Origin of the sequence: Pseudomonas sp. RW409, from assembly GCF_003184125.1 — a bacterium.
Taxonomy (GTDB): domain Bacteria; phylum Pseudomonadota; class Gammaproteobacteria; order Pseudomonadales; family Pseudomonadaceae; genus Aquipseudomonas; species Aquipseudomonas chlororaphis_I.
This window is the reverse complement of the sequence record NZ_QHHP01000040.1, coordinates 306,298-333,159: the sequence shown is the minus strand read 5'-3', so window position 1 is coordinate 333,159 and position 26,862 is coordinate 306,298. Positions and strand designations below refer to the sequence as shown.

Genomic DNA, 26,862 nt, shown 5'->3' with positions numbered 1-26,862 from the left:
TGGTTGATCACAATTAGAAACTGGACTTGATCAATTGCGCTATCAATAATTTGCTCCGAAGCGCTGGTAGCAACGGTCCCGCAACAGGAACGGCCAGCGCGCTGGAGAATGCCCTTGCCTCGTCCCTCGCCTTTGTCCCTGTCCGCCTGGCCCCTTGCCCTGCAATGGCTGGCGCTGCTGATCCTCGCCGGCAGCGCCGGGCAGTTGCTGAAACACTTCGAAGTTCCCGCCGGACAGTTCCTCGGGCCGATGCTGGTGGCCATCGGTTTCGGCGTCAGCGGCGCCAGCATCCGCGTGCCGCGCCAGGCCTTCCGCCTCGGCCAGGGTTCGGTCGGGGTCCTGGCCGCCCACTCCATGACCATGGCCGTGCTGGCCTCGATGGCCCAGTCCTGGCCGGTGATGCTGTTCGCCACCCTGCTCACCGTCTGCCTCAGCGCCCTGGTCGGCCTGGCGCTGGTACGCCTCGGCGGCCTGGCACCCAGCACCGCGGCCTGGGGCACCGCGCCGGGGGCAGCCTCGGCCATGGTGGCGATGGCCGACGATTTCGGCGCCGACTCGCGGGTGGTGGCCACCATGCAGTACGTGCGAGTGGTGTGCGTGGTGATGATCGGCGCCCTGGCCAGCCACTGGATCGGTGTCCCGGCCGGCGGCAGCCAGGCCCACAGCACCGAGGTGGTGCTGCAGACCTTCACCCTGCTCAACCTCGGCCTGACCCTGGCCACCATAGTGCTCGGCGTGCTGCTCGGTTCACGGGTGCCGGCCGGCGCCCTGCTGGTGCCGCTGCTGATCGGCGGCGCGCTGCAGATCTCCGGGCTGCTGCACATCACCCTGCCCGGCTGGCTGCTGGCCCTGGCCTACGGCGCCATCGGCTGCTACATCGGCCTGCGCTTCGACCGGCCGACCCTGCGCTACGTCTGGACCCGCCTGCCGGCGATGATCTTTGGCGCGGTGCTGCTGATCGCCCTCTGCGCGCTGTCGGCCTGGCTGCTGGCGCACTGGCTGGACAAGGACTTCCTCTCGGTCTACCTCGCCACCAGCCCCGGCGGCCTGGACGCCATGACGATCATCGCGGTGGACACCCACGCCGACGTCGGCCTGGTGCTGGCCATGCAGACCCTGCGGCTGTTCGCGGTGATCGTCAGCGGCGCTTTTTTCGCCCGGCTGATCATCAGGTGGTCGCGCTGAACCCGGGAGCCGCGCGTCTTTAAACACTCTGAAATAGTAAATCCGAGCGCCATCCCTCCTTCCCTGGCTCCGTCGCCAGGCGCCTGAATACGGGCGTCAAGGCGCCGCCCAGCAGTGCCCAGGGCCGTTTCGCCAGCGGCCCGGGAGCTTATTTCCCTGTCGAATAAGAAACGTCTTGCCGCCGGCTGTTGTTACCATGGCGCACATTTGCATGACGATTTAATGACTGGCAGGTTTTTCGTGAATTTCATCCGGCGTGTTTTCCATCATCCCCTGGCCCCCCTCGGCGCACTGCTGAGCCTGGCGCTGCTCGTGCCCCTGGTGGCGCGTGCGCTGCTCGGCTGGTCCGACCCTTTGGGTTATCTCTCGGACCTGGGCACCGCGGGTCTGTTGACCCTGCTGCTGTACCGCCGGCCCTGGTGGCTGGCCTTGCCGGTGCTGTTGGTGTGGGCCCTGCTGAGCATCGCCAGCGCCGAGCTGGTCAGCGCCGTGGGCCGCCTGCCCAATGCCTCTGACCTGCATTACCTGTTCGACCCGCAGTTCGTCGGCAACTCCACCGGCGGTGGCCTGGCTCATCCCTGGCTGGCCGCGGCGCTGCTGTCCGGCCTGGTGCTGTGGCTGGCCGTGCAATGGGCGGCCCGCGGCACCCGCGCCCCGCGTCTGCCGCGCCATGCCTGGACCGCCCCGGCGCTGCTGTGGCTGGCCCATGGCGGCGTGCAATACCTGAACCCCAGCGAAGCCGATCAATGGCGCCTGTTCAACCTGCCGCACCAGTTGCTCGCGGCCGCCGCCGGCCAGGGCCAGGTGCAGCTGGAACAATGGCTGGAAGGCGATGTGCCCGAGCTGCCGGTGCAGATGGCCGGCCTGACCCAGCTCGACCTCGACGGCGAGCCATTGCTGGCCGCCCCGGGCCAGGCGCGCAACGTGCTGGTGATCGCCCTGGAAGGCATTCCCGGCGCCTATATCAAGACCAACCGCGAGGCCCTGCACAGCCGCTACCAGGACAACCTGATGCCCAAGCTCGGCGCCTGGGCCGAACGCGGCATGAACACCCCGGACTATGTGCTGCACAGCCACCAGACCATCCGCGGCCTGTACGCCATGCTCTGCGGCGACTACGACAAGCTCGACAACGGTACGCCCAAGGGCATCGAGCTGCTGACCCAAAGCCAGCGCAACCAGGCCTGCCTGCCGGCCCAGCTGCGCAAGCAGGGTTTCAATACCCATTACCTGCAAGGCGCCGGCCTGCGCTTCATGGCCAAAGACAAGATCATGCCGCACATCGGCTTCGACTCGACCCACGGCCTGGAGTGGTTCAGCAACGCCAACTACCTGGACTTCCCCTGGGGCAAGGACGACAAGGCCTTCTTCGAAGGCGCGCTGGAGTATGTCGGCCAGCTGAAAAAACAGAAGCAGCCGTGGATGCTCACCCTGCTGACCGTCGGCACCCACCAGCCCTACTCCGCGCCCGAGGAATACCTCAACCGCTTCGACACACCCAAGCAGGCCGCGGTGGCCTACCTGGACGACGCCATCGGCGAGTTCATGGACCAGCTGGAGCGCCAGGGCGTGCTGAAGGACACCCTGGTGGTGATCACTTCGGATGAGTCCCACGGCATCGATGGCGTGCGCCTGGCCTCGTCCTGGGGCTTCAACCTGATGCTCGCCCCGGAACAGGCGCAACTGCCCAGACTCAAGTCCGGGACCTACGGCCATGTCGACCTGAGCGCCTCGGTGCTCGACTACTTCGGCTTCCAGGTGCCGGACAGCCTCAGCGGCCGCTCGCTGTTTCGCGACTACGCCCTGGGCCGGGAAATCATGTCCTACACCAACGGCAAGCTGCGTTATCACGATGGCCAGGGCACCCTGACCGAATGCGATTTCCAGCAGCGCTGCCGCTACTACGCCAGCACCGGTTTCATCGCCGACAGCGCCACCTTCAAGGGCCAGTACGGCGGCCTGCGCGCGCGCCAGATCAGCGCCCGGGCCGAGGGCCTGGACCGTACCCTGCTGCAATCGCCGCTGAACCTGCACTACCAGTTCGGCAGCCCGGCGATCATCCCGCTGCAAGCGCAGATCAAGGACGACTGGGCCGACAACCTGATCGGCGCGCAGTACCTGGAAATGCCCAAGGGCTCGCTGACCCGCGTGCGCTTCACCGTGCGCTCGGCCGACCCGCAGCAGAACGCCTACATCCTGCTCAAGGGCAAGGAGCGCGAGCAGGACGTGCCCCTGGGCCTGCCGGAAGAGATGCTGGTCACCCCCGACCAGCCGCTGGAAATGGACTTCAGCTTCGCCAACCCGGAATCGCGCAAGGCCTTCTCCTTCCACCTGCTGGGCTACGGCCTGGGCGCGGTGGAAGTCAGTGACTTCAGCGTGATCACCGAACTGCCGGGGCAAGAAGAAACCAGCGAAGAACCCCAGGACGACAGCGCGCAGTCTTCCTGAATCCCCGCCCCGGGAAGCTGGACGGCAGCACAGCCATCCAGCTTCCGCGCCCTTGTCTAAACTCCTCGTCAGGCACAAGGTATGGCCTCGCTGCGGACCGCAGCGCCACCACCAGAGCATGAGGACGCACATGACCGACACCCTGGACACCCCTCTGGAGCAGTTGCAGCGACTGATGGCCGAGCGCCCCTTCATGGTCCTCACCGGCGCCGGCATCAGCACCCCTTCGGGGATTCCCGACTACCGCGACAACGACGGTGTGCGTCGCGGCAACCAGCCGATGATGTACCAGGAGTTCCTGGCCGAACCCAAGGCCCGGCGCCGCTACTGGGCGCGGGCCATGCTCGGCTGGCCGCGGATCCGCCAGGCGCGGCCGAACGCAGCCCACGAAGCCTTGGCGCATTTGCAGGCGCGACAGAAAATCGCCGGGGTCATCACCCAGAACGTCGACACCCTGCACGACCAGGCCGGCAGCCGCGACGTGATCGAACTGCACGGCAACCTGCACCGGGTGGTCTGCCTGGACTGCACGCAACGCAGCGATCGGCAGGCGATCCAGCAGTTGCTGGAACTGCACAACCCCTACCTGGCTGGCGTCGACGCGGTGCAGGCACCCGACGGCGACACCTTGCTCGACCCGGTATTCGAAGAGCGTTTCCAGGTGCCCCGCTGCCCTCATTGCGATGGCGAACGGCTGAAACCGGATGTGGTGTTCTTCGGCGAAAACGTGGCCCAGGCCACCGCGGCCAAGGCCCTGCACAGCGTCGAGCAGGCCGCCGGCCTGCTGGTGGTGGGCTCGTCCCTGATGGCCTATTCGGCCTTTCGCCTGTGCAAGGTCATGGCTGACCAGGGCAAGCCGCTGATCGCCATCAACTTCGGCAAGACCCGCGCCGACGAGCTGCTGGACCTGAAGATCGCCGCCTCCTGCGAACAGCTATTGCCGCTGCTGGCCGAACGCCTGAGCTCCTAGGAAACCACCGCCAGGCGCTCGGCCAGACCGGCCCCGCGCAGAATGTCGAACAGCGCCTGGGCGGCACTGGACAGCTCATGCCCGGGCTTGGTCAGCACGCCGATGGCGCGTTCCACCACCGGGTCGCGCAGGGTGATGCAACGCGCGCCCAGCTCCCGCATCTGCCCGGCGCACAGGGCCGGCACCGCGCTGACACCAAGGCCGCTGGCGACCATGCGCCCCACCGTCGCCAACTGATGGCTTTCGAATTCCACCGGCAACTTCATCTGCCGCGCCAGCAAATGTTCTTCGAGCATCACCCGCACCGTGGACGGCCGTTGCAGGGTGATAAAGGGCTGTTCCAGCAACGACTGCCAGTCGATGTCCTTCAGATCGGCCAGGGGTGAATCGCTGGGCACCACGGCGACGAAACGGTCGATGTACAGCGGGGTGAATTGCAGCGACGCGCTTTGCTGCGGCTCGAAAGCCACCCCCAGCTCCACCTGGCGATCGCGGACCATTTCCAGCACCTGCTCGTTGATCACGTCGTTGACCGTGACGTTGACCTGCGGGTAACGCGCGCGAAAGGTCTTGAGGATCGGCGGCAGCAGGTTGCCGGCAAAGGACGGCATGGCCGCCAGGGTCACCCGCCCGCGTTGCAGGGTGAAGCGCTGGCGCAGTTCGTCCTCGGCGTTGTCCCAGTCGGCGATCAGGCGCCGCGCCAGGGGCACCAGGGCCTCGCCTTCCGGGGTCAGGGCGACCTTGCGCGTGTTGCGGCTGAACAGCCGCCCGCCCAGGCCGTCCTCCAGGGCCTTGATGGTCAGGCTCAGGGCCGACTGCGACAGGTGCAGGCGCTCGCAGGCCACGGCAAAACTCAGGCTCTGGGCCACGGCCAGGAAGGCGCGGATCTGTTTCACGGTCATTCGGAGCTCCAAGAGAGAGGCAGCTGCAAGCTAGATGCGGCTTGCGGCTTGCGGCTTGCGGCTTGCGGCTTGCGGCTTGCGGCTAATTATCCTGTTTTATAAATCAATCAACCTTAAAAATAAACTTAACAAATGAATGCCTCGGCGCAACACTGCGGCTCACTCTCTTCATACGGCCGGCCAGCCGGCTGGCAACGCAAATACCAATAACAAGAGGATGTGCAGATGGCAGGTTTCGACAAGCGCGTGGCGTCCTACGAGGAAGCCCTCGAAGGTCTCAAGGACGGCATGACCGTGATCTCCGGCGGCTTCGGCCTGTGCGGCATTCCGGAAAACCTGATCGCCGAGATCAAGCGTCGCGGCACCCGCGACCTGACTGTGGTCTCCAACAACTGCGGCGTCGACGGTTTCGGCCTCGGCGTGCTGCTGGAAGACCGGCAGATCAGCAAGGTGGTGGCCTCCTACGTCGGTGAAAACGCCCTGTTCGAGAAGCAACTGCTGAGCGGCGAAATCGAAGTGGTGCTGACCCCCCAAGGCACCCTGGCCGAAAAAATGCGCGCTGGCGGCGCCGGCATCCCGGCCTTCTTCACCGCCACCGGCGTCGGCACCCCGGTCGCCGACGGCAAGGAAACCCGTGAATTCAACGGCCGTGCCTACCTGATGGAAGAGTCCATCACTGGCGACTTCGCCATCGTCAAAGGCTGGAAAGCCGACCACTTCGGCAACGTGGTCTACCGCCACACCGCCCAGAACTTCAACCCGCTGGCGGCCACCGCCGGCAAGATCACCGTGGTCGAGGTCGAAGAGATCGTCGAGCCGGGCGAACTGGACCCGACGCAGATCCACACCCCCGGCATCTACGTCGACCGGATCATTTGCGGCACGTTCGAAAAACGCATCGAACAGCGCACCGTGCGCAAGTAATCGCCCGCCCAACGACTGACGGAGAATAAAAAATGGCTCTTACCCGCGAACAAATGGCTCAACGCGTCGCCCGCGAACTGCAGGACGGCTTCTACGTGAACCTCGGCATCGGCATCCCGACCCTGGTGGCCAACTACATCCCCGACGGCATGGAAGTGATGCTGCAATCGGAAAACGGCCTGCTCGGCATGGGCGCCTTCCCCACCGACGACGAAGTCGACGCCGACATGATCAACGCCGGCAAGCAGACCGTCACCGCGCGCATCGGCGCGTCGATTTTCTCCTCCGCCGAATCCTTCGCGATGATCCGTGGCGGCCATATCGACCTCACCGTGCTCGGCGCCTTCGAGGTCGACGTGCAGGGCAACATCGCCTCGTGGATGATCCCCGGCAAGCTGGTCAAGGGCATGGGCGGCGCCATGGACCTGGTGGCCGGCGCGGACAACATCATCGTCACCATGACCCACGCCTCGAAAGACGGCGAGTCGAAACTGCTGTCGCGCTGCAGCCTGCCGCTGACCGGCGCCAACTGCATCAAGCGCGTGCTGACCGACCTGGCTTACCTGGAGATCGAGAACGGCGCGTTCATCCTCAAGGAGCGCGCCCCGGGCGTGAGCGTCGAGGAAATCGTCAGCAAGACCGCCGGCAAGCTGATCGTGCCGGCCCACGTGCCTGAAATGCAGTTCGCCTGAGGAGCAACCAGACCATGCAAGACGTCGTAATCGTTGCCGCCACCCGCACCGCGGTCGGCAGTTTCCAGGGTTCGCTGGCCAATATCCCTGCGGTCGATCTCGGTGCCGCGGTGATCCGCCAGCTGCTGGCCCAGACCGGCCTGGACGGCGCCCAGGTCGATGAAGTGATCATGGGCCAGGTGCTCACCGCCGGCGCCGGGCAGAACCCCGCGCGCCAGGCCGCGATCAAGGCCGGCCTGCCCCACGCCGTGCCGGCGCTGACCCTGAACAAGGTCTGCGGCTCCGGCCTCAAGGCCCTGCACCTGGGTGCCCAGGCAATTCGCTGCGGCGACGCCGAGGTGATCATCGCCGGCGGCCAGGAGAACATGAGCCTGGCCAACTACGTGCTGCCCGGCGCCCGCACCGGCCTGCGCATGGGCCACAGCCAGATGATCGACAGCATGATCAGCGACGGCCTGTGGGACGCCTTCAACGACTACCACATGGGCATCACCGCCGAGAATCTGGTGGACAAATACGGTATCAGCCGCGAAGCCCAGGACGCCTTTGCCGCCGCCTCGCAACAGAAGGCCGTGGCCGCCATCGAGGGCGGGCGTTTTGTCGATGAGATCACCCCGATCCTGATTCCCCAGCGCAAGGGCGACCCAGTGGCCTTCGCCACCGACGAGCAGCCGCGCGCCGGCACCACCGCCGAATCCCTGGGCAAGCTCAAGCCAGCCTTCAAGAAAGACGGCACGGTCACCGCCGGCAACGCTTCGTCGCTGAACGACGGCGCCGCCGCGGTGATCCTGATGAGCGCCGCCAAGGCCAAGGCCTTGGGCCTGCCGGTGCTGGCGAAGATCGCCGCCTACGCCAACGCTGGGGTCGACCCGGCGATCATGGGCATCGGCCCGGTGTCGGCCACCCGTCGCTGCCTGGACAAGGCCGGCTGGTCCCTGGAGCAACTGGACCTGATCGAAGCCAACGAAGCCTTCGCCGCGCAGTCGCTGTCGGTGGGCAAGGAACTGGGTTGGGATGCGAGCAAGGTCAACGTCAATGGCGGCGCCATCGCCCTCGGCCACCCGATCGGCGCTTCGGGCTGCCGGGTGCTGGTGACCCTGCTGCACGAGATGCTCAAGCGCGATGCCAAGAAAGGCCTGGCGACCCTGTGCATCGGTGGCGGCCAGGGCGTGGCGCTGGCCATCGAACGCTAACTTACCGCGCACCACGGCCGGCCCTCGGACCCACGACATCCGGCGGCTGGCCGGCAACACACCCGGCGCACCTCATGGTGCGCCGGGTTCATTCTGCGCCCCGGCCGACGCTGAACAGAGGCCGCTGGCAGCCGCCCATCCGTCAGCTACATTCAACTCATACGGCTGGCGAGCCCCGTTTTCCACGCCTTCCTGCCGACTGACTCACGGCTGAAACAGTCCAGGCCGGTACGCGGTGCGTTATCTGTCGAAACCGGATCACAGCACTCAAGCCCGCATGGGCAGCGCCCGGTTGCCACCCAGCCCTTCGCCTGCCTCATCGACCCGATAACGAGGAGCGGAACATGCGCCTGACCAGATGCCTGCTCTACACCGGCTTTTGCATAGTGCTGGCGGGGCTGGCCAGCCTCCAGGCCACGGCTGGCCCCTCCTTCGATGCGGACAGGAAAGGACTCGAGAAACTCTCGGCCAACGCCGGTGCCGAGCTACACCGAGGCTTGCAGAAATTCCACGAAATGCTGATGTACCTCGAACTGAAGGACACCCTGCACGCCACCGAGGCCAAGGCAGCGGCCCTGCAACACTTCAGCGAGTCGGTCGTGCTGTTCAAGAAAGTCACTGCAAGCGCCCCCGAGCGCAAGATCCTCTACCAGCCCCGGGATGACAGTGAAAAAGAAGCCATCGCCGCCTTCCAGGACCGCTTGAAAGAGCTGGATATCGCGGTGCCCGACACCGAGAAACAGCTGGCCAACCTGGCCGTCACTGTGCTGACCAAGCATATCCATGTGCTGGAAAAGTCCAGCTTCAAGGCGACCAAGGCCGACTACAGCCCCTTGCGCAAAACCCTGCGCTCACAAGCCCTGCTGCTCGACCTGGGCATCCTGACCTCGATTGTCTGGAGCCTGTCGGCCGACCAGCCCGGCGGGAGCAGCTAGCGCCTTGCCCCGAGAGGCTGTCACTGCGATTTCGGCTTGCCCATCAGCAACAGCAACGACAAAGCGGCAAACCCCGCGCCGGCGTAAAACGTCAGCGCCGCGCCATGGGCCTGCCACAGCCAGCCGGCGATCACGCTGGCCAGCAACAGGGCGATCCCGCTCAGCAGGTTGAACACACCGAAAGCGGTGCCCTTGAGGTCGGCGGGCGTGGTGTCGGCCACCAGGGTGGCGAGGATGCCCTGGCTGAAGCCCATGTGCAGGCCCCACAGGGCGACGCCGAGCAGCACCATCGGCACCGATTCGGCATAGGCCAGCACCAGGTCGGCGAGGATCAGCAACAGCAGGCCGACGCTGAGCAAGGCACTGCGGTTGATGTGGTCCGACCATTTGCCGACCGGATAGGCCGAGACCATGTAGAACCCGGCCATGACCACCATCACCAGCGGCACCCAGGCGGCGGCGAAGCCCAGTTGCTGGGCCCGCAGCACCAGGAACGCCTCGCTGAAGCGGGCCAGGGTGAAGGCCGCGCCGATGGCCACCACCCACCAGTAATACCGGGAAAACCGCCGCAGCGAGGCCAGGCGCAATGGCGAGTGGAAGTGCCGGGTACCGGGGGCGTGCTCGGGTTCGCGGATGGCGAAGATCAGCAGCGCCACCGCCAGCGCCGCAGGGATCACCGCCAGCCACAGGACCTGGGCGATATCGTTGGCCAGCCACAGCATCAGGCCGATGGCCAGGATCGGCCCGACGAACGCCCCCACGGTGTCCAGCGACTGGCGCAGGCCAAAACAGGCGCCGCGAATTTCCGCCGGGGCCACGTCCGCCACCAGGGCATCCCGCGGCGCGCCGCGAATGCCCTTGCCGATACGGTCGAGCAGGCGCGCGCTGAACACCAGTTCCGCCGAAGCCGCCAGGGGGAACAGCGGCTTGGTCAGCGCCGCCAGGCCGTAACCGAGCAACAGCAGTTCCTTGCGTCGACCGATAAAGTCGCTGAGGGCCCCGGAAAAGACCTTCACGATCAGCGCCGTGGCTTGCGCCACGCCCTCGATGATGCCGACCACCAGCATGCTGATCCCCAGGGTACCGACCATGTACAGCGGCAACAGGCTGTGCACCAGCTCGGACGACACGTCCATGAACAGGCTGACGAACCCCAGCGCCCAGACCGTGCGCGGAATGCCGCGGCTCAAATGCTTCCCGGATTCGCTCGTTACAGGTCCCGCCATGACAGACATCCCCCAGGGTTTACCAAGAATCCGGTTGCTCCAAGCCTAGGCCGACAACGGCGGCAATGCCCGTCATGGCTCCCGTTGCAATCGACGCTCGAGGGCCGCGGCCAGGGCCGACGCCTCCTGTTTCAAGGAGGCGCAGAAGGCCTCGACGAAAATCGACGACGGCCGGTAATCCGGGCGGATCAGCATCACCCGGTACGGCACCGACAGCTGCAGCGGCCGGATCGCCAGGCCCCTGCCCGCCTCCTCCATGGCGCTCAGCGGGTTGATGATCGCCACCCCCAGTTGCTGGCGGACCATGGCGCAAACCGAGGCGGCGTTGGTGGTTTCGATCACCACCCGGCGGTCGACGCCGGCCTGGCGAAAGTGCTCGTCGAGGGTCTGACGATAAATGTCCAGGCCTGACAGGTTGATGAAATCCACCCCGCGAAAGTCTTCGCTGTGCAGCAGCGGCTTGGCCAGCAACGGATGCCCTTCCGGCAGGATGCACACCATGTCGGCGCAGAACAGCAGTTCGCCCTGGGTGCCCCGCGGCAGGCGCTCGCTTTCGGTCAGGCCCAGGTCGTGGCGCTGGGCGCTGAGGGACTCTTCGAGCAAGGGCGACTCCTGGGCGGTGATGCTCAGGCCGATGCCGGCGTGGCGCTGCTGGAAGTGCTTGCACACCCGTGGCAGCAGGGTCTGGGAGAACAGCGGCAGGCAGGTCAGGCTCAACTGGCCGTGCTCGAAGCGGCGGATCGACTGCGCCACGCTGTTGATCCGTTCCAGGCCGACATAGGCCCGTTCCACCTCCTCCAGCAACAGCATGGCCTGGGCGGTCGGCAGCAGGCGGCCGCCCTCGCGGTCGAACAGGCTCAGCCCGGACAGGCTCTCCAGCCGCGCCAGTTCGCGGCTGACCGTGGGTTGCGAGGTGAACAGCAGGCGCGCCGCGCCAGTGACGCTGCCGGCCTGCATGATGGCGCGGAACACCTCGATATGGCGCAGGGAAATGTCCACCGCTTGCTCCTTGGTTTGAGAGGTTGATTCATTCAACCCATATCAAAACTGAATCGAGATACAAAGAATAGATATTTTATTGAATACACCACCCTCGGCATCATGCAGACCTCTTTCCTCGCCACAGACGATTGCCATGGCCATTCCCTTTTCTCCCGAGCAACTGACCGCCGCCGCCCGCCAGTACGGCACCCCGTTGTGGTGCTATGACGCGCGGACCATCAAGGTGCGCATTCAGCAACTGAAGGCCTTCGACGTGGTGCGTTACGCGCAGAAAGCCTGCTCCAACCTGCAGGTGCTGCGCCTGATCCGCGAGGCCGGGGTGCGGGTGGATGCGGTGTCCCTGGGGGAAATCGAGCGAGCGCTGCTGGCCGGGTTCAGCCCGGAAGGCGACCCGGCCGGCATCGTCTTCACCTGCGACCTGTTCGACACCGCCACCCTGCAACGGGTGGTGGAGCTGAACATCGAGGTCAATGCCGGCTCCATCGACATGCTGCGCCAGCTCGGCGAGAAATCCCCGGGCCACCGCGTGTGGCTGCGGATCAACCCGGGCTTCGGCCACGGCCACAGCCGCAAGACCAACACCGGCGGCGAAAACAGCAAGCACGGCATCTGGCACGAACAGGTCGACCAAGCCCTGGCGGTGATCCGCCAGTACGGCCTGAAACTGGTGGGCCTGCACATGCACATCGGTTCCGGCGTGGACTACGGGCATCTGGAGCAGGTCGGCGCGGCCATGGTGGCGACGGTCAAGTCCCTGGACCACGACATCGAGGCCTTCTCGATCGGCGGCGGCCTGTCCACTCCGTACCGCGCCGGCGACGAGCCGGTGGACGTGCGCCGCTATGCCAACGCCTGGCGCCAGGCCCGCGAGGAAATCGAAGCCTGGCTTGGCCACGGCGTGCGCATGGAAATCGAACCCGGGCGTTTCCTGGTGGCCGAGGCCGGCTGCCTGGTCAGCGAAGTGCGGGTGGTGAAAGACGCCGGCAATCATCACTTCGTGCTGGCCGACACCGGCTTCAACGACCTGATGCGCCCGGCCATGTACGGCGCCTATCACGCCATGAGCCTGATCGACGCCAACGGCCAGTCGGTCCAGCGCGAACCGCGGCCCACCGTGGTCGGCGGCCCGCTGTGCGAGTCCGGCGATATCTTCACCCAGGACGACGAAAGCCTGACCCCGCAGTTGCTGCCCCAGGCCCGGGTCGGCGACCTGCTGGTGATCCACGACACCGGCGCCTACGGCGCCAGCATGTCCTCCAACTACAACAGCCGGCCGCTGCTGCCGGAGGTGCTGTTCGAGGACGGCCAGGTAAAACTGATCCGCCGCCGCCAGCCGCTGGCGGATCTGCTGGAACTGGAAATGGGGTTGTAAGTCCGCTTTTTTTGCGGCGACACCACTGACGCTATCGCGGGCAAGCTCCGCTCCTACAGAAGCTCACGGTCTTCTTCTGTAGGAGCGAGGCTTGCCCGCGATGCCTTTCAGCTGTCCTGAGGCGTCATGTACAGGCTGAAATTCTCGATGTAGTCGGTGAGGTTCTCTTCCATCATCAGGCGGAACTCCTCGACGAAATAATCCACCGCCTGCTGCTTGGCCGCCGCCAGTTCTTCGGCGTTGCGGCAACCGCAGGCGCTGACCCAGGCGGCAAACCGCGAGTTGGCGTACATCAGCGAGGCACTGGCCTTGCCGCGGCTGCTGTCGCTGATATGGGTGTTCGCCAGTTCGATGATGGCATCGGCGCGGTTGTAGAAGTCCTGATCCGGTTCGTTGGCCAAGGGGCGTTCCTCTTGAGTAATAGGCGGTGAGTAGTAGGCATAAAGAAAGCCGGTGAGTATAAGAGCCTCGCGCTCAACCATCGACGGCTTTTGCTGCCTCGCGCCCTGTCGTATTCAGTCCGGCCAGTGCCGCTCCAGCACCTGCGCCACCTGCGGATGGCGGTCGATGCGCTCCAGCAGATCGCAACACTCGGGGCGTTCGCGCCGCAGGTGCTCGCGCGTGCCGCACCAGCGCGACACCACCGCCGCCTGGACATCCAGGGCCGCCAGGGGTGAACCGCTGGCGTACAGCTGTGTGGCGAACTGATCGGCGAACACCTCCCAGTTGCGGTGCAGGCGCTCATGGGCGGCGTCGCGCACCCGCGCCCTCAGCGCTTCATCGGCGTCACGCAGCCAGCGCTCCGGGTAATCGATCACGCTGATCGCCGAGTAGCAATTGGCGGCGATAAACACCAGGCCGCGAATCGCCTGCGCCCGGGCGCTCTCATCCTCGGGCAGCAGCGCCGAGCGCGGATAACGCAAGCCTAGTTCGATCAGGATCGCCGCGCTCTCGGTGAGGACACTGCCGTCCGGCAGTTGCAGGGTCGGGACCTGTTTCAGCGGGTTGAGCCGCGCCAGCTCGTCGGCCCCGGGCGACGGCGCCCAGGACGAGGCTTCGACGATGCGGTACGGCACCTGGCAACACTCCAGGGCGATCTCGACAATGGCCGAGCCGGAGCCTTGTGTCCCATAAAGTTGATACATGACCATCCCCTCGCTTGACTGGGCCTTACATCTGACGGGTTGCTTGCGCGGGTTGTTCACTCCAGTGCCGGAAGTCCGCGAGACGGTAGTCCGGATGCTGATTGATAGCCTCGGCCGGCACGCGCAGCACGCTCCCACGGTAGCTCAGAAGATAGGTGTAATTGCCATACAGGATCTTGCGGTCAGGGTCCGGATGCGCCTTGAGGAAGGCTTCGCGATCGGGATAACCGGTAGGGTCCGGGAAGAGTGCCAACTTATCGAATATCACCACATCCTCGGCAATGTTCTCCTGGGCCATATCGAACAGATAACGGGGCCGCTTGATATTCATCGACGGTAACCGTGGGCCGCTAGCGACCAGTCCATCCAGCTTGTTATCCAGATGCCCGAATATCGCACGATAAGCACTCACCAGCAGAGCCCGTTGATAAAGGTTCAGCGGCTCGGGAGCCTGCATGCGCCGCACCAGGAAATAGATCAAGCGGTTGAGCAGCCCGAAGTGCGCGATCTCCAGCCGCATCCCGGTCTTTACCTGCAAGAACTTGCCGCACGCAAAGAACCGGGTCTTGTGATGGACAAGCTTGTTGCGGACGGTGATCGCGTAATCGAAGACCATGATCTCGATATGCCTGAGCAACGGATCGGGCTGTTGGTTCTTGCGGCGAAAAATACTCCGTTTTTCCCGGAACGCCTTATCGCTCGTCCCGTGCTTCTGGTCGACCATCAGATCCAGGTAGTCGAAGACCACGGGGAACATCGAAAGATGCTCATGGCTGTCCAAGGACTTGCGGACTAACAACGGATGGTGGCTGCGTACATCGGTATAGCTATGCGCCACCCCGTCCTTGATCGTGGTTTTCTGCCGGTAAATCGCCAGATCATTGACGATATCGAACCCCTGCAACAGCTGTTCGGTAAGGCGCAGTTTCTTCTGCAAAAAGACTTCAGTGAAATTCATCCAATATTCTCTTCAGTAGGTCCGGCAACGCAGACATTCAGCTCAATGACGCTGGGGGAGAACCTCGACGCGCGCCCCCCGTGGGCGCTCGCCGAACAGTCGATACGCACCGGCAAAAATGCCTCGATCACCCGGATATTGCTTTGCAGGTGCTCGCTCATGCGTGGGGTGGTGAAGCTCCCGCCGCCGGCCAGGGCCATGGGCAGCAGCAGTTGATCGGCCAGGTGCTCGGCCACCGCTGCGCCGGAGTCCAGCCAGTCGCGGGCCTGGTCGATGGCCCGATCGGCCACGCTTTCGGCCCGCAGGCTGCTCTGGCCAAACCCGCTGAACAGCTCGGTCAGGTGTTCGCAGACGAACTCCAGCAACAGCACGTTGCCCGGGCCGCATTGCTCATCCAGCCGCACCGGGCTCAGGTGTTCCCGAGGCAGGTCCAGGCGAGTACCAACCCGGCGCAATTCGCGTTCCGCCACATGTTCCGGCAGGCCGGCACTCAAGGCCCAGGCCCGACGCCCGAGCAGTTCGCCCCGCTGTTCCAGGTACAGCGGTTGCAGGGTCGAGGGCTGGATAAAGGCCTCCAGCTCGCCGCCGCCGGCGGGAACGAAGCCATGGCGCAGCAGCTGCAACTCCACCTGCCCACCCATGCGCCGCAGTTGCGGCAGCCAGGCCTGCTGGAGGAAATCCACCGGCGGCGCCAGCGGGTTGTGGGTGCCGCCGCTGATGCTCACGCGGCTCGGCGCCGGGGCCTGCAACAGGGCCGGCAGCAGGGTCTGCAACACCAGGGTGCAGCTGCCGGCGGTGCCGATGGCGAAGCGGTAGTCGCCGCCGCGAATCGGCCCCGGCTCGAAGGTCAGCTCCCGGGAGCCCAGCTCGGCGCCCGAGACCCTGGCCGCGCAGACCTGCGCCGCCGCCAGCACCGCGGTCAGGTGCTGGCGCAGCAGCCCCGCGCGAGCACGCCGAGCCCGTATGTTGTGGATACGCAGGGTCTTGCCGGTGAGCATCGACAGGCTCAGGGCACTGCGCAGGACCTGGCCGCCGCCGATGGCGCCGTCCAGTTCGATGACATCCTGTTTCATTACATTCCTCAGGCATAACGCCGGACGCTGTCTCGCAAGTAGGCGTCCAGCAAAGCATTGTCTTGATGGGTGCGCGCCAGCTTGGGCACCGGGCGTTCCAGTTCCGCTGCGATAAAGGCGTGCAGCGCCGGGCGCCTGGGCCCGTAAGCGGCCTCGTCGGCGCTGCGTTTCAAGGCCAGCAACTCATCCACCTCGTCCAGCAGTGGCCGATGGTCGACGGTGCTCAGCAGGTCGGCGAAGGTCATCGGCGGGCGGCCGCGCCCCTGATCGATCCAGCGCACCGCCAGCAACGGCCGGAGCACGTAGAAGTACTTCTTGAACCGCACGCTGTCGCCTTGCAGGTAACCGCGAAAGTTCTTCCTGGCCATCGACAGGTAGTGATGACGGGCCGCCGGCGGGCTGTAGAAGGCCTCCGCCAGCTCGCGCAGGCGCGCGGTTGCCGCCGGCTCGCTGCGATACACCAGGGGCGAATCCAGCCACTCCAGCAGGGTCGGGTTGGATTTGCGCAGCAACCCGAGGGTCTTGCGCAGTTCCCAGCCGCTGATGTCCAGTTCGTCGTCCAGCGGCCGCTCGATCACGTCCCGCCCGGCGTCCACCTGGATGAACCACTCGGGCTTTTCCACATAGACGAAACGCACATCGTAATCACTGTCGGTGGAGGCAAAGCCCCAGGCCCGACTGCCCGATTCGCAGGCATACAGCACCCGCACATTGCGCTCGCGCTCGATCCGCGCCAGCTCATCCAGTACCCGTGCGCGCATGGCGCTGCTCAGCGGGTGACGTTCATGAAGTTCCATGGTTCCTTGTCCTATTCAATCGACAATCGTCAGCCGCTTCTCGCGCTGGCCTGATCGTCCTCTTCGTTCACAACAGGCGCTTGAGCGATCCCCGAGGCACGTCGCCGGCCTCCTCCATCGCCTGTAACCGCTGCGCCAGTGCTTCTCGCAGCGGCTTGGGGGTTACCGGGTCGAACATCGCGTAGCGGCTATCGCACCAGCGGGCCAGGGCCTCGCGCCAATAAGCGGCTTCGCTGCCCGCCTGGTCCAGGCGATGCAGCAGGTATTGCAACTGGCGCCAGCCTGGCTTGAGCCCCAGCAAGGCCCAGCGCCGCGCCTTGGGCAGGTCATGCCAATGCTGGTCCAGACGCTGCTCCAGAGCCTCCTCGAACGCCGCCCAGGGCTGCTCGCGCAGCAGGCCGAGGGCGCAGTCGAAGACCTTGTCCGACGGATCGTCCAGGGCCGCCAGCTGCTGGGCCAGGCCACGCTCGCCGAGGGTTCGCAAGGCCAGCAGGCGCACGGTCAGCGCCTTGGAGGCGAGGGCCTGTTGCAGCATGGCGTCGGCCTGTGGCTCCCGCAGTTCCTTGGCCAGCCCCAGCAGGCCCAGCCACTCGCGCTTGTTCAGCGGTGCCGGCTCGAGCAGCCGGGCCAGCAATACCTCCCGCGGGTCGAGCCGATGGCGCGGCGCCGCCCAACGGGCCAGGCAACGCAGGGCTCCCGAAGGGTCCAGCAAGGCCTGGCGCAGATGCGCGCCCGGGTCGGCCAGCAACGGCAGCAACAGCCGCAAGGCCTTGACCCGCACACTGGCGCCACAGCTGCGCATCACCTCTTCCAGCAAAGGCAGCGCCTGCTCGTCGGGCAGTTCGGCGCAGGCATCCACCGCCATCTGCCGCACGCTGACCTCGGCGTGGCGCAACGCCATGGCCAGCAGCGCCGGCCGGTCCTCGACGCCCTTGAGCAACAGCTCGAAGACAAAGCGCGCGGCCTTGCCCCGGCAATCGCCAAAGGCCCCTTGCACTTCGTCGCGCACCTGGGCCAGTTGCAACACCGCAGTGGCCCGCTCCAGGGTCGCGCCGTGGTCGGCCCGCTGCTTGCTGGCAAGGGCCAGCAACGGTGCCAGGGTCTGCAACAGCAGCCCGGCGTGCTCCGGCGCCCAATACGCCTCGACTGCCGCGGCCGCTTCCTGGCGAACCTGGGGCACCCAATCGTTGAGGCGTTCCAGCAGCGCCGCCAAGGCCTCGGCCGATGGCCGCGCGGACAATCCGCGCACCGCCGCCTGGCGCACGAACCCGTTGCCGAAGCGGCTCAGTTCCAGCCAGGCGCTGTGCCTGTCCAGGGTGTCCATCACCTCCCGCACGCGGCGGGCTTCGTAGTCGTTCAGCTGGTCATGCCAGCTGGACGGCACCTGTACCACTGCTTCCCTGTCGTGCATTTCTCTACCCCTTGACGCACACCACCTGACGCAGGGTGTGCAGCACTTCCACCAGCTCGCGCTGGGCGTGCATGACTTGGTCGATGTCCTTGTAGGCCATCGGGATTTCATCGATCACCGCGGTGTCCTTGCGGCACTCCACATGGGCGGTGGCGCGGATCTGGTCGGCCAGGGTGAAGGTGTTCTTGGCCTTGGTGCGGCTCATGGTGCGCCCGGCACCGTGGCTGCAGGAGCAGAACGCCTCCTCGTTACCCAGCCCGCGAACGATGAAGCTCTTGGCGCCCATCGATCCGGGGATGATCCCCAGCTCGCCCTTCTGCGCCGACACCGCGCCCTTACGGGTCACCAGCACCTCTTCACCGAAGTGGCGCTCCTTTTGCACATAGTTGTGGTGGCAGTTCACCGCCTCCAGCGCCACCTCGAAAGGCTTGCGGATCACCTGGCGGGTGGCCTGGATCACCAACTGCATCATCAATTCACGGTTATGCCGGGCGAAGTCCTGGGCCCAGGCCACGGCCTCGACGTAATCGTCGAAGTGCCGGCTGCCTTCCTCGAAGTAGGCCAGATCGCGGTCCGGCAGGTTGGCGATGTGCTGGCGCATGTCCGCCTGGGCCAGGTGGATGAACAGGTTGCCGATGGCGTTACCCACGCCACGGGAACCGCTGTGGAGCATGAACCAGACCCGGTTGGCTTCATCCAGGCAGACCTCGATGAAGTGGTTGCCGCCGCCGAGGGTACCCAGGTGCTGGCGGTTGTTGCTGTTGGCCAGCGCCGGGTACTTGTCGGTGATCGCCTTGAAGCGTGGCTGCAAGAACGCCCAGGCGTGGTCGGCCTGGCGCGGCACGTCGCCCCAGGCGCCCTTGTCGCGACCGCTGCGCGGCGAAGTACGACCGTGAGGCACCGCCTGCTCGATGGCGCTGCGCAAACCGTGCAGGTTATCCGGCAGGTCGGCAGCGGTCAGCGAAGTACGGGCGGCGATCATGCCGCAGCCGATATCCACCCCGACCGCCGCCGGGATGATCGCGCCCAGGGTGGGGATCACACTGCCGATGGTCGAACCCTTGCCCAGGTGCACATCCGGCATCACCGCCAGGTGCTTGAAGATGAACGGCATCTTCGCGGTGTTCATCAGTTGCTGGCGGGCTTCGTTTTCCACCGGCACGCCCTCGGTCCACATCTTGATCGGCTTGCCGTTGGCGACTTCCAGCAGTTGGTAGGTCTTGTGTTCCATGTTCCTGACTCTTTTTTCTGTGGTCGAAAATCCGACCTTGTTCGGTGGCCGGTGGTCCGGCATAAACGGCGACCAGTAAAGGTGAAACATGCAGCGCGCTCTGCCACTGAGCTAGCCCCTTGCGGTTGGCGGGAATCGAACCCGCGACCACGCTGCCCTGTAGTTCCACCGGCATTCGCCGGGTCAATCGGTGCAGGCCGGGCCTGCGGGCAGCGACAAGAGAACAGGCACATTTGCTCTACCGACTGAGCTACAGCCTTGCGGCTGGTGGGACTCGAACCCGCGACACCTTGTAGTACCTGTGGCATTCGCTGCCATCCCGCTCGGGCGGGAGAAAAACCTGCGACGACAAGGGTCGATGAAACCGTGCACTCGTGTTCTGACCGTTGAACTACGGCGCCTTTCCAGGCACCGGCGGGACTCGAACCCGCATCACGAATCTGGGATGTAGTTCCATCAGCATTCGTCGCTGAAACTGCAAAAAAGGTGGCACGACAAAAGAAGTGACTGATCGCCGGAATCGAACCGGCATCACCAGGATGTACAGCCACTGGCATTCGTGCCTTCACAGGCCCTGACTAAATCTGCTGGGACGTCTTTGGATGTAGTCACAGCGGCATTCGGGGCCAATGAACAAAAAATCTTCGGCGTGCGCCGGGTGAGCGGCGCACGGTTTATCTCATGTCTTGCCGATCAGGGCGCCATCGCCTCGATCGCCTCGACCCAGTGCTGCGCACCGTAGTTGCCCGCGGTGAACTGCTGGATCACATCGAACACCGCGTCACTGAAGCCGCCGACGTTGAGGATGTCCTCGCGGTCCGGCGCCTGGGTGGTGGCCCCGGGCTGCATATCGATGCACACCAGCCGCGCCTGCGGGTTGATGGCCTTGATCCGCTCCCACTGGCGTAGGGTTTCAGTCGCCCCATGGCGCCGCGCATCGATCCACGACTCGTTGTCCGAGACCAGGATCAGGGTGTCCACCTTGCACTTGGCGTTGGCCAGTTGTGCCAGGGGCGCCGAGCAGTTGGTCCCGCCACCGCCGATGGCCGCCAGTTTCTGCGCATTGCTCATCACGCTGTCCCGCGGGTTGAGGCGAATATCCACCACCCCGACCTCGAACGGCATGACCCGCGCCGCCGGCTGCTTGCGCAACACCGCTGCCGCCACCAGCGCCGCCACATCGATGCAGCGCACCGCCGTGGTGGCGCCCTGGCGATAACCGGTGATCGGGCTGTGCATCGACCCCGAGACATCCGGGCACACCACCACCGCGCCTTGCAGCGCCGGCACGTTGGCCAGCGACAGTTCCAGGGCATCCTGCAATGCCTCGCGCACCGGCTGCGGCACCTCGTCCCCGGCCATGCGGTAGGCCGCCAGCAACTGGTACGGGTAGACCCGGGCCTTGGCCACTTCGGCGGCATCCGCCAGCCGCACCGCCACATACTCGGTGCAACCCGGCACCTGGAACGCGCCATGGCGGGCCAAGGTGTTGAGGTTCATGCGCAGCCCCTGCCAGCCCATATTGTGCGCCTGTTCGGCCCATTGCTCGCGGCTCAGGGTTTCGTTGCCGAGCAACTGGAACGGCACCTGCGGCACCGCCGTGGTCGCCCCGCTGCGAAACGCCAGCAAGGCGCGGGTCAGCTCGGGCAGCGCCTGCGCATCCACCGGCTTGCCGATCAACCAGGCGAAGAAGGCTGCGCGCCAGGCCTCGCTTGGCTTGGGGTGAACCATCTTGACCACGTCCGCCAGCGACGGCTGGTTACCCACCGAGGCCTGCAACAGCTGGCGTTCGCTGGCGCTGTTCAACCAGTTCTGCACCAGGCGCTTGGGCTGCGACCCCAGGGATCTGCGCCCGGTCGCCCCGCTGCGCAGGATCTGCACGAAGTTGCGCAGCATCTTGCCGTTGTCCACCACCTGGGCAAACAGCTCCGGCACCAGGGCCGAGCGTTGCGCGGTCAGCGCCGCCAGCAGCAAGGCCGGCATGTCTTTCATATGACCCTGCTGCCGAGCGTAACGCGCGGCCTGGGCAACGAAACGGCTGTCGACTTCGCTCACCAACTGCAGCACCGCGTCCAGCTGACCTTCAGGCGAGGTGTAGAAGGTCGAGTTCAGGCAACCGGTCACCGCCAGTTGGGCCAGGCGGTGCTTGGCGTTGTAGGCATAGGCCGGAGCCTGGGCAGCGTTCCGGGTGTTGCTCGCTGGAGCTTTTGCCTGTTGGGTGTTGAACAGCTGGAAGTTGGCCATCTTGGCGTCTCGCTCTGTTGTCTTGTTCGTTGCCAGAGAGATTGCAGCCGCTGTGCCAGTTTTATTTTTTCCTGCGAATTATTTTTTAACTAATTGATTTATAACGATTTTATTTTTAAATCATTTTTCCTCTGCGAGTCTTCGAGACAAAGCCTCTGATAATTTTATATCTTTGTTTATCGCTTTTTATCTTCAGGTATAAATATGTCGGGCAAACCCACGGTCGCCATAGGTTTTGTCGGTTCCACCCTCGATCGCGTCGGCAAGGGCGCCAACCGCTGGAGCCACTGGCGCCCCAGTGTCGGCCTGTGCCAGCAGCAGGACGTGCTGATTAATCGCCTGGAACTGATCCACGGTGTCGACGCCCGGGACGTCAGCCTGGCTGAGCGGGTGGCCAACGACATTCGCCAGGTGTCGCCCGAAACCGAGGTGCGCCTGCACCCCATGGGCCTGAAGAACCCCTGGGATTTCGAAGAGGTGTACGGCGCCCTGCACGACTTCACCAGCGCCTACCCGTTCGACACCGAGCGCGAGGACTACCTGGTACACATCACCACCGGGACCCACGTGGCGCAGATCTGCTGGTTCCTGCTGACCGAGGCGCGCTACCTGCCGGCGCGGCTGATCCAGACCTCCCCGGCGCGGCGCCGCGACCCGGAGCAGCACGCCACCGGCACCCACGCCCTGATCGACCTCGACCTGTCGCGCTACGACCGCATCGCCTCGCGCTTCGCCGGCAAGCGCCTGGAGGGCCTGGCCTTCCTCAAGTCCGGGATCGCCACCCGCAATGCCGCGTTCAACCGCTCCATCGAACAGATCGAACGTGTCGCTGTGCGCTCCAGGGCGCCGATGCTGCTGATCGGCCCCACCGGTGCCGGCAAGTCGTTCCTGGCCCGGCGCATCTATGAGCTCAAGCGCGGCCGGCATCAGGTCCAGGGACGCTTTGTCGAGGTCAACTGCGCCACCTTGCGCGGCGACGGCGCCATGTCGGCGCTGTTCGGGCATATCAAGGGCGCCTTCACCGGCGCCCAGAACGCCCGCGACGGCCTGCTGCGGGCGGCGGATGGCGGCATGCTGTTTCTCGACGAGATTGGCGAACTGGGGCTCGACGAACAGGCGATGCTGCTCAAGGCCATCGAGGAAAAACGCTTCTTCCCCATGGGCTCGGACAAGGAAGTGGACAGCGACTTCCTGATCATCGCCGGCACCCACCGCGACCTGCGCGGCCGGGTCGCCCAGGGCCTGTTCCGCGAGGACCTGTATGCGCGGATCAACCTCTGGACCTTCAACCTGCCGGGGCTGGCCGGGCGGCGCGAGGACATCGAGCCGAACATCGATTTCGAACTGGAACGCCACGCCCGGGAACAAGGGCGCCTGGTGCGCTTCAACCTCGAGGCGCGGCGGCGCTACCTGGCGTTTGCCAGCTCCAGCGAGGCGGCGTGGCTGGGCAACTTCCGCGAACTGTCGGCGTCCATCACCCGCATGGCCACCCTGGCCAACAGCGGGCGCATCGACGAAGCCCAGGCCGAGGAAGAAATCGAGCGGCTCCGTTATGCCTGGGGCTTGAGCCAGGCGCAGGATCCGTTGGCCACCCTGCTGGGCGACACAGCCGAACTCGACCTGTTCGACCGCCTGCAACTACAGGCGGTGCTCGAAGTCTGTCGCCAGGCCGACAGCCTGTCCGATGCCGGGCGCAAGCTGTTTGGCGTGTCCCGCCAGACCAAGGCCCAGCCCAATGACGCCGACCGCCTGCGCAAGTACCTGGCGCGCTTCGGCCTGGAGTGGAAGCAGATAGTTGCACCAGCGGACTAAGAAGGGTTGCCTGCGAGCGCTGCGCGCTCGATCGCAGCCTGCGGCAGCGGCTACACAAGCCCACGGCCCCGCCCGCCAACGGCACAGATCGCTTCCCCGGTAGCCGCTGGCGAAGCCTGCGATCGGGCGCGAAGCGCTCGCAAAAGCGCCCCACACAATTGCCCTGCCCTCAGCCACCCGGCACCGCGAACACCGCGTTGGCCCTGGCCACTACCCGTTCGCCGACCTGCAGGGTGACGGTGGCAAAGGCCATCTGCCGGCCGCGCTTGGAGTGTTCCAGGCGCACGTCGATCCACTCGCCGACCTGCACCGCACCGAGGTAGTCCAGGTGCATGCTGGCGGTGATCAGCGGCAGCGGTGGGTCACTGGCAAAGGCCATGGCGTAGCCCATGCCGATATCGGCCAGGGTGGCGAGGATGCCGCCGTGCACGGTGCCACGCCCGTTGGCGTGACGGCTGTCGGCGCGCAGGCCGATCTCCAGTTGCAGGCCGCTGCCACGGCAATACACCGGGCCGATCAGCTCCAGCAACGGGCTGCTGCGGGACAAGGGGGCATAACCTTCGGGTAACTCGGGCGTGCTCATGGCGGGTCTCCGTTGCCGATGGTGATGACCGGGGTGCGGGTCATCGGTCCCCGAGGTGTACCCCGAAGCAGCACCCGCGCCCAGCCGTATCCATCCGGCAAATCCCTGGCGATAAGCCGCGGCGACACCACATCCTCGCCCCTCATGAGGCAATCGACGATAAGATACGCAGCCGTCCCGCCAGCCCCGGGCACGATCATTTATTTCAAGGAGCGACCATGCACCCTCAGGACGACACCCCCACCCCGCTGCGCAGCCTCGCCGTGCTGCTGCTCAGCACCCTGCTGGCCGCCTGTTCCCCCAGCGATCGTTCGTCCTCGGTGGCGGTCGGCGGTGCCCAGGGCAAGGCCGGTGCGCAACTGGCCTACGAACACGAGCTGAGCCTGTCGCTACCCTCGGCGCAGATCGCACCGCGCCTGGCCGCCACCCGCGAAGCCTGCGAAAACGCCAAATTCGGCGCCTGCAATATCCTGCGCCTGCAACAAGGCCAGTATCACGCCCAGGTGATCCTGCGCATCGTGCCCGATGGCGTCGAACCGATAGTCGCGCTGGCCGCCCAGGGCGCCGAAATCGGCGAACGCATCACCAGCGCCGAAGACCTGGCCGACGCCGTGGCCGACGTGCAGCGCCAGCAGGAACGGCTCAAGGCCCAGCAGCAACGCCTCGACCAGCTGGCGGCGCGCAAGGACATCACCGTCAGCGACCTGATCGCCCTGAGCAAGGAACAGGCGAGCATCGAGAACGACCTGCAAGCCCTGGCCCAGGCCGCCGCCGGGCACCAGCGCCGGCTCGACACCAACCGCCTGACCCTGAACTTCGTGCCCACCGACAGCAGCCAGCGCGGTTCGAAATTGCAACGGGCCTTCGACAACCTGCTGGACAACCTCGCCTACGGCACCGCCGAAGCCCTGGAGAAAGGCAGCTACGTGCTGCCGTTCCTGATCCTGGCCTTCCCGCTGGTGATGATCTGGGTCTGGCTGTGGCGCCGGTTCGTGCGCCGCCGTTGAATCGCAGCACTCTGCAAAACCCGAGAAGCCCGGCCTGATGTGCCGGGCTTTTTCATGGGCACGATCAGCCTCGCCTCACCAGCATCCCCTGCCCACCGCCAAGCCCCGCTAAACAAGGCCTGGCGAGCACTGACGAAGAAAACTGCACGAACGTACCTGAAACTGGCACGTTTTTCCCATGCACCTGCAGCTTGCGAATCGACCCACCAGAAGAGCCGCATCGACGGTGCCTACCCGCACCAATAGCAATCATCGGACGCTATCCGCGTCCCTATAAAGTGCAGACGGCGAGCCAAAAGCTCGTTGAGCTGAGACTGGCGATAAGGAAGTCTCATGTGCGATGTGCAGTCATGTTCACCGGCGTTTTCCGCTATTGGCTCCACCGTTTCGCCCCTGGTTCCGCCTCGTCCGGCAGCCCTGCCCGGACCGGCCCTCGCGCCCTGCGCGTCATCAACGGTCGACCTTGCGCACGCTACCCGGCGCTGCCTGGGCCAGCGTCTGCTAATGCCCCCTACTCCAGTCGACAGGACAACTTCCAGGCTGGCGATCGCGACCGTTTTAACGCCGACCCTGTCCCGCTACCGATATCCAAGCCAGTCTTCCCGGGTACTGTCCACTGTATCCCGACACACGCATTCGCCCCCTGCCCGGTCTCGCCACTGTTCAAGTAGCGTCGACGGAAGAAGCCTCGACAAGATCGGCCGTCGACTGTTTCTAAACCACTAAGCAACCACTTTACTTTGCACTCGGCGACATTTCACCGAGCGAAAGTCGTGTTCCCATCGTTGCGTATTCGACAATAAACAAACGCTCCAAGGCGCGTTAAAAGTGGATGGTCAAAGCATTGTCAGACAATAAGGCAATTCAACATCAACGCATCGGCCATTTGATAATGAGCAGAGCACTATTTACAGATACTCAATGTACGTACCGGTTAATTATTTATACCTCAACAGGCTAATAAGACGTCCGCCACCGCCCAGTTCCAGGGCGGGCTGGCGAGCGCGCCATAGAGACTCAAGATGCCCACGAAGCAGGCCACTAAAGGCTGCAGAAGCGCTACACAGAGCCCAGAGAACAACAAGACCAAGGACCTCCAGACAATGACCAACTAGTCACTGTTTATTTGCACCAAATCAATTCGCCAGACACTTTTTAGTGCGTTGGCCACGCTATTGATCATCCCTGTTTCCGGCTGAAAATCGGATAACCCAGGGCAGGCAGGCTCGCCCCCATAAAATATTAAAGGTCAACTTTTCGAAGTACCGAATCTATGTTGTCGCGCCCGTTTTTCTCGCAAATTTATATAAATGCGACATGCACTACGGGCCGTCGCCAATTGCATAACAAGCGACACAATCTGGCATAGCGGTTGCTATATGTAACGAGTACGAGACAGGTGCACTACAAACACCGGCTCATCCCATAACAATGTTCTAGGGAGTGGTAATGAACAATCTAAGCCGAAGGCGTTAAGCCACTCGTTTGCACAAGGCCGTTCAACTGGATAGTTCAACTATCGGCTTTTGCTCACCCTTGAAAAAGTTAAACCCGTCTTTCGAATATTCCAGCCAATGTTCGAACGGTGCCTTATTGCCCTTCATCCAACCGAGGGAGCTTTAATGAACGATGCGGTAAAGAACAGAACCCTGCCGAGGCCCTTGGGCGATGAAGCCGTCGTCCAGGTTGCGCGGGGCCGTCCTTATAAGGGCAATGCATCGAAACCCGGAGGCCTGAGCAAGCGTCAGGTGC

The 26,862-nt window shown here is 64.8% G+C and carries 22 protein-coding genes and 1 tRNA gene; 10 read left to right on the top strand and 13 right to left on the bottom strand.

Features of this window, described 5'->3' with window-relative positions; genetic code table 11:
- Nucleotides 1–108 precede the first annotated feature (108 nt).
- The 3 genes from DK261_RS20070 (at nucleotide 109) to DK261_RS20060 (ending at nucleotide 4,603) form a co-directional block, all read left to right on the top strand.
- Complete coding sequence (locus tag DK261_RS20070; protein WP_110176209.1) at nucleotides 109–1,185, top strand: AbrB family transcriptional regulator; 1,077 nt, start codon at nucleotides 109–111, stop codon at nucleotides 1,183–1,185.
- Nucleotides 1,186–1,407: 222 nt separating this feature from the next.
- Nucleotides 1,408–3,633, top strand: coding sequence for an LTA synthase family protein (locus tag DK261_RS20065; RefSeq protein ID WP_110176208.1), 2,226 nt, complete (start codon nucleotides 1,408–1,410; stop codon nucleotides 3,631–3,633).
- A gap of 130 nt (nucleotides 3,634–3,763) precedes the next feature.
- A complete protein-coding gene (locus tag DK261_RS20060; RefSeq protein ID WP_038631458.1) occupies nucleotides 3,764–4,603 on the top strand; it encodes an NAD-dependent protein deacetylase in 840 nt (279 codons plus the stop codon).
- Here DK261_RS20060 and DK261_RS20055 read toward each other — a convergent pair.
- Nucleotides 4,600–5,505, bottom strand: a complete 906-nt coding sequence (locus DK261_RS20055; protein ID WP_110176207.1) for a LysR family transcriptional regulator — start codon at nucleotides 5,503–5,505, stop codon at nucleotides 4,600–4,602. The genes DK261_RS20060 and DK261_RS20055 overlap by 4 nt on opposite strands.
- Before the next feature lie 225 nt (nucleotides 5,506–5,730).
- Between DK261_RS20055 and DK261_RS20050 the strand changes: the two genes are divergently transcribed.
- The 4 genes from DK261_RS20050 to DK261_RS20035 all read left to right on the top strand — a co-directional run bounded on the left by DK261_RS20050 (nucleotide 5,731) and on the right by DK261_RS20035 (nucleotide 9,249).
- A complete protein-coding gene (locus DK261_RS20050; protein WP_007920583.1) occupies nucleotides 5,731–6,429 on the top strand; it encodes a CoA transferase subunit A in 699 nt (232 codons plus the stop codon).
- Between the two features lie 32 nt (nucleotides 6,430–6,461).
- Entirely contained in the window at nucleotides 6,462–7,121 is a 660-nt protein-coding gene (locus tag DK261_RS20045) for a CoA transferase subunit B (RefSeq protein ID WP_007920581.1), read from the top strand.
- Nucleotides 7,122–7,135: 14 nt separating this feature from the next.
- Nucleotides 7,136–8,314, top strand: coding sequence for an acetyl-CoA C-acetyltransferase (locus tag DK261_RS20040; RefSeq protein WP_110176206.1), 1,179 nt, complete (start codon nucleotides 7,136–7,138; stop codon nucleotides 8,312–8,314).
- A gap of 344 nt (nucleotides 8,315–8,658) precedes the next feature.
- Nucleotides 8,659–9,249, top strand: coding sequence for a hypothetical protein (locus DK261_RS20035; protein WP_110176205.1), 591 nt, complete (start codon nucleotides 8,659–8,661; stop codon nucleotides 9,247–9,249).
- A 20-nt stretch (nucleotides 9,250–9,269) separates the two neighbouring features.
- Here DK261_RS20035 and DK261_RS20030 read toward each other — a convergent pair whose 3' ends face one another.
- Together DK261_RS20030 and DK261_RS20025 are read right to left on the bottom strand one after the other, a co-directional pair.
- Nucleotides 9,270–10,475 carry an MFS transporter gene (locus tag DK261_RS20030; RefSeq protein WP_038631451.1) on the bottom strand — a complete coding sequence of 402 codons (1,206 nt, stop codon included), beginning with the start codon at nucleotides 10,473–10,475 and terminating at the stop codon, nucleotides 9,270–9,272.
- Between the two features lie 72 nt (nucleotides 10,476–10,547).
- Complete coding sequence (locus DK261_RS20025) at nucleotides 10,548–11,474, bottom strand: LysR family transcriptional regulator (RefSeq protein WP_110176204.1); 927 nt, start codon at nucleotides 11,472–11,474, stop codon at nucleotides 10,548–10,550.
- Between the two features lie 136 nt (nucleotides 11,475–11,610).
- Between DK261_RS20025 and lysA the strand changes: the two genes are divergently transcribed.
- Complete coding sequence (gene lysA, locus DK261_RS20020; RefSeq protein ID WP_103331891.1) at nucleotides 11,611–12,849, top strand: diaminopimelate decarboxylase; 1,239 nt, start codon at nucleotides 11,611–11,613, stop codon at nucleotides 12,847–12,849.
- Between the two features lie 107 nt (nucleotides 12,850–12,956).
- Here the strand turns inward: lysA and DK261_RS20015 are convergent, their stop codons facing one another.
- From DK261_RS20015 to DK261_RS19980, 9 genes are all read right to left on the bottom strand, one after another.
- Nucleotides 12,957–13,250, bottom strand: coding sequence for a DUF3144 domain-containing protein (locus DK261_RS20015; RefSeq protein WP_009048260.1), 294 nt, complete (start codon nucleotides 13,248–13,250; stop codon nucleotides 12,957–12,959).
- Between the two features lie 114 nt (nucleotides 13,251–13,364).
- The gene (locus tag DK261_RS20010; RefSeq protein ID WP_016703329.1) at nucleotides 13,365–13,994 is read right to left on the bottom strand and encodes a glutathione S-transferase family protein; all 630 of its coding nucleotides are present in this window, start codon (nucleotides 13,992–13,994) and stop codon (nucleotides 13,365–13,367) included.
- Between the two features lie 25 nt (nucleotides 13,995–14,019).
- A complete protein-coding gene (locus tag DK261_RS20005; RefSeq protein WP_110176203.1) occupies nucleotides 14,020–14,952 on the bottom strand; it encodes a hypothetical protein in 933 nt (310 codons plus the stop codon).
- Nucleotides 14,949–16,025 (bottom strand): RNA 3'-terminal phosphate cyclase, encoded by a 1,077-nt coding sequence (gene rtcA, locus DK261_RS20000; protein WP_110176202.1) that lies wholly within the window; start codon nucleotides 16,023–16,025, stop codon nucleotides 14,949–14,951. Before rtcA ends, DK261_RS20005 begins: the two co-directional genes overlap by 4 nt.
- Nucleotides 16,026–16,033: 8 nt before the next feature.
- Nucleotides 16,034–16,822, bottom strand: coding sequence for a nucleotidyltransferase domain-containing protein (locus DK261_RS19995; RefSeq protein WP_016703326.1), 789 nt, complete (start codon nucleotides 16,820–16,822; stop codon nucleotides 16,034–16,036).
- Nucleotides 16,823–16,889: 67 nt separating this feature from the next.
- Nucleotides 16,890–18,233, bottom strand: a complete 1,344-nt coding sequence (locus tag DK261_RS19990) for a PBS lyase (RefSeq protein ID WP_110176201.1) — start codon at nucleotides 18,231–18,233, stop codon at nucleotides 16,890–16,892.
- Between the two features lie 4 nt (nucleotides 18,234–18,237).
- A complete protein-coding gene (locus DK261_RS19985) occupies nucleotides 18,238–19,464 on the bottom strand; it encodes an RtcB family protein (RefSeq protein ID WP_110176200.1) in 1,227 nt (408 codons plus the stop codon).
- Between the two features lie 123 nt (nucleotides 19,465–19,587).
- Nucleotides 19,588–19,724: transfer RNA gene (locus tag DK261_RS33060), tRNA-OTHER, on the bottom strand.
- A gap of 433 nt (nucleotides 19,725–20,157) precedes the next feature.
- Nucleotides 20,158–21,708, bottom strand: a complete 1,551-nt coding sequence (locus DK261_RS19980) for an RNA-binding protein (RefSeq protein ID WP_110176199.1) — start codon at nucleotides 21,706–21,708, stop codon at nucleotides 20,158–20,160.
- 204 nt (nucleotides 21,709–21,912) lie between these two features.
- On the opposite strand from DK261_RS19980, the gene rtcR reads away from it, so the two are divergent.
- On the top strand, nucleotides 21,913–23,520 hold the full coding sequence (rtcR, locus tag DK261_RS19975) for an RNA repair transcriptional activator RtcR (RefSeq protein WP_110176198.1): 1,608 nt from the start codon (nucleotides 21,913–21,915) through the stop codon (nucleotides 23,518–23,520).
- A 169-nt stretch (nucleotides 23,521–23,689) separates the two neighbouring features.
- On the opposite strand, the gene DK261_RS19970 is transcribed toward rtcR, so the two are convergent.
- Nucleotides 23,690–24,103, bottom strand: a complete 414-nt coding sequence (locus tag DK261_RS19970) for a PaaI family thioesterase (RefSeq protein WP_009048251.1) — start codon at nucleotides 24,101–24,103, stop codon at nucleotides 23,690–23,692.
- A gap of 218 nt (nucleotides 24,104–24,321) precedes the next feature.
- On the opposite strand from DK261_RS19970, the gene DK261_RS19960 reads away from it, so the two are divergent.
- The gene (locus DK261_RS19960) at nucleotides 24,322–25,110 is read left to right on the top strand and encodes a DUF4349 domain-containing protein (protein ID WP_009048250.1); all 789 of its coding nucleotides are present in this window, start codon (nucleotides 24,322–24,324) and stop codon (nucleotides 25,108–25,110) included.
- The last annotated feature ends 1,752 nt before the right edge of the window (nucleotides 25,111–26,862 follow it).

Coding starts and splice junctions, on each gene's coding strand:
- DK261_RS20070 (WP_110176209.1), top strand. CDS start 109: ATGCCCTTGCCTCGTCCCTCGCCTTTGTCCCTGTCCGCCTGGCCCCTT.
- DK261_RS20065 (WP_110176208.1), top strand. CDS start 1,408: ATGACTGGCAGGTTTTTCGTGAATTTCATCCGGCGTGTTTTCCATCAT.
- DK261_RS20060 (WP_038631458.1), top strand. CDS start 3,764: ATGACCGACACCCTGGACACCCCTCTGGAGCAGTTGCAGCGACTGATG.
- DK261_RS20055 (WP_110176207.1), bottom strand. CDS start 5,505: ATGACCGTGAAACAGATCCGCGCCTTCCTGGCCGTGGCCCAGAGCCTG.
- DK261_RS20050 (WP_007920583.1), top strand. CDS start 5,731: ATGGCAGGTTTCGACAAGCGCGTGGCGTCCTACGAGGAAGCCCTCGAA.
- DK261_RS20045 (WP_007920581.1), top strand. CDS start 6,462: ATGGCTCTTACCCGCGAACAAATGGCTCAACGCGTCGCCCGCGAACTG.
- DK261_RS20040 (WP_110176206.1), top strand. CDS start 7,136: ATGCAAGACGTCGTAATCGTTGCCGCCACCCGCACCGCGGTCGGCAGT.
- DK261_RS20035 (WP_110176205.1), top strand. CDS start 8,659: ATGCGCCTGACCAGATGCCTGCTCTACACCGGCTTTTGCATAGTGCTG.
- DK261_RS20030 (WP_038631451.1), bottom strand. CDS start 10,475: ATGGCGGGACCTGTAACGAGCGAATCCGGGAAGCATTTGAGCCGCGGC.
- lysA (WP_103331891.1), top strand. CDS start 11,611: ATGGCCATTCCCTTTTCTCCCGAGCAACTGACCGCCGCCGCCCGCCAG.
- DK261_RS20010 (WP_016703329.1), bottom strand. CDS start 13,994: ATGTATCAACTTTATGGGACACAAGGCTCCGGCTCGGCCATTGTCGAG.
- DK261_RS20005 (WP_110176203.1), bottom strand. CDS start 14,952: ATGAATTTCACTGAAGTCTTTTTGCAGAAGAAACTGCGCCTTACCGAA.
- rtcA (WP_110176202.1), bottom strand. CDS start 16,025: ATGAAACAGGATGTCATCGAACTGGACGGCGCCATCGGCGGCGGCCAG.
- DK261_RS19995 (WP_016703326.1), bottom strand. CDS start 16,822: ATGGAACTTCATGAACGTCACCCGCTGAGCAGCGCCATGCGCGCACGG.
- DK261_RS19990 (WP_110176201.1), bottom strand. CDS start 18,233: ATGCACGACAGGGAAGCAGTGGTACAGGTGCCGTCCAGCTGGCATGAC.
- DK261_RS19985 (WP_110176200.1), bottom strand. CDS start 19,464: ATGGAACACAAGACCTACCAACTGCTGGAAGTCGCCAACGGCAAGCCG.
- DK261_RS19980 (WP_110176199.1), bottom strand. CDS start 21,708: ATGGCCAACTTCCAGCTGTTCAACACCCAACAGGCAAAAGCTCCAGCG.
- rtcR (WP_110176198.1), top strand. CDS start 21,913: ATGTCGGGCAAACCCACGGTCGCCATAGGTTTTGTCGGTTCCACCCTC.
- DK261_RS19970 (WP_009048251.1), bottom strand. CDS start 24,103: ATGAGCACGCCCGAGTTACCCGAAGGTTATGCCCCCTTGTCCCGCAGC.
- DK261_RS19960 (WP_009048250.1), top strand. CDS start 24,322: ATGCACCCTCAGGACGACACCCCCACCCCGCTGCGCAGCCTCGCCGTG.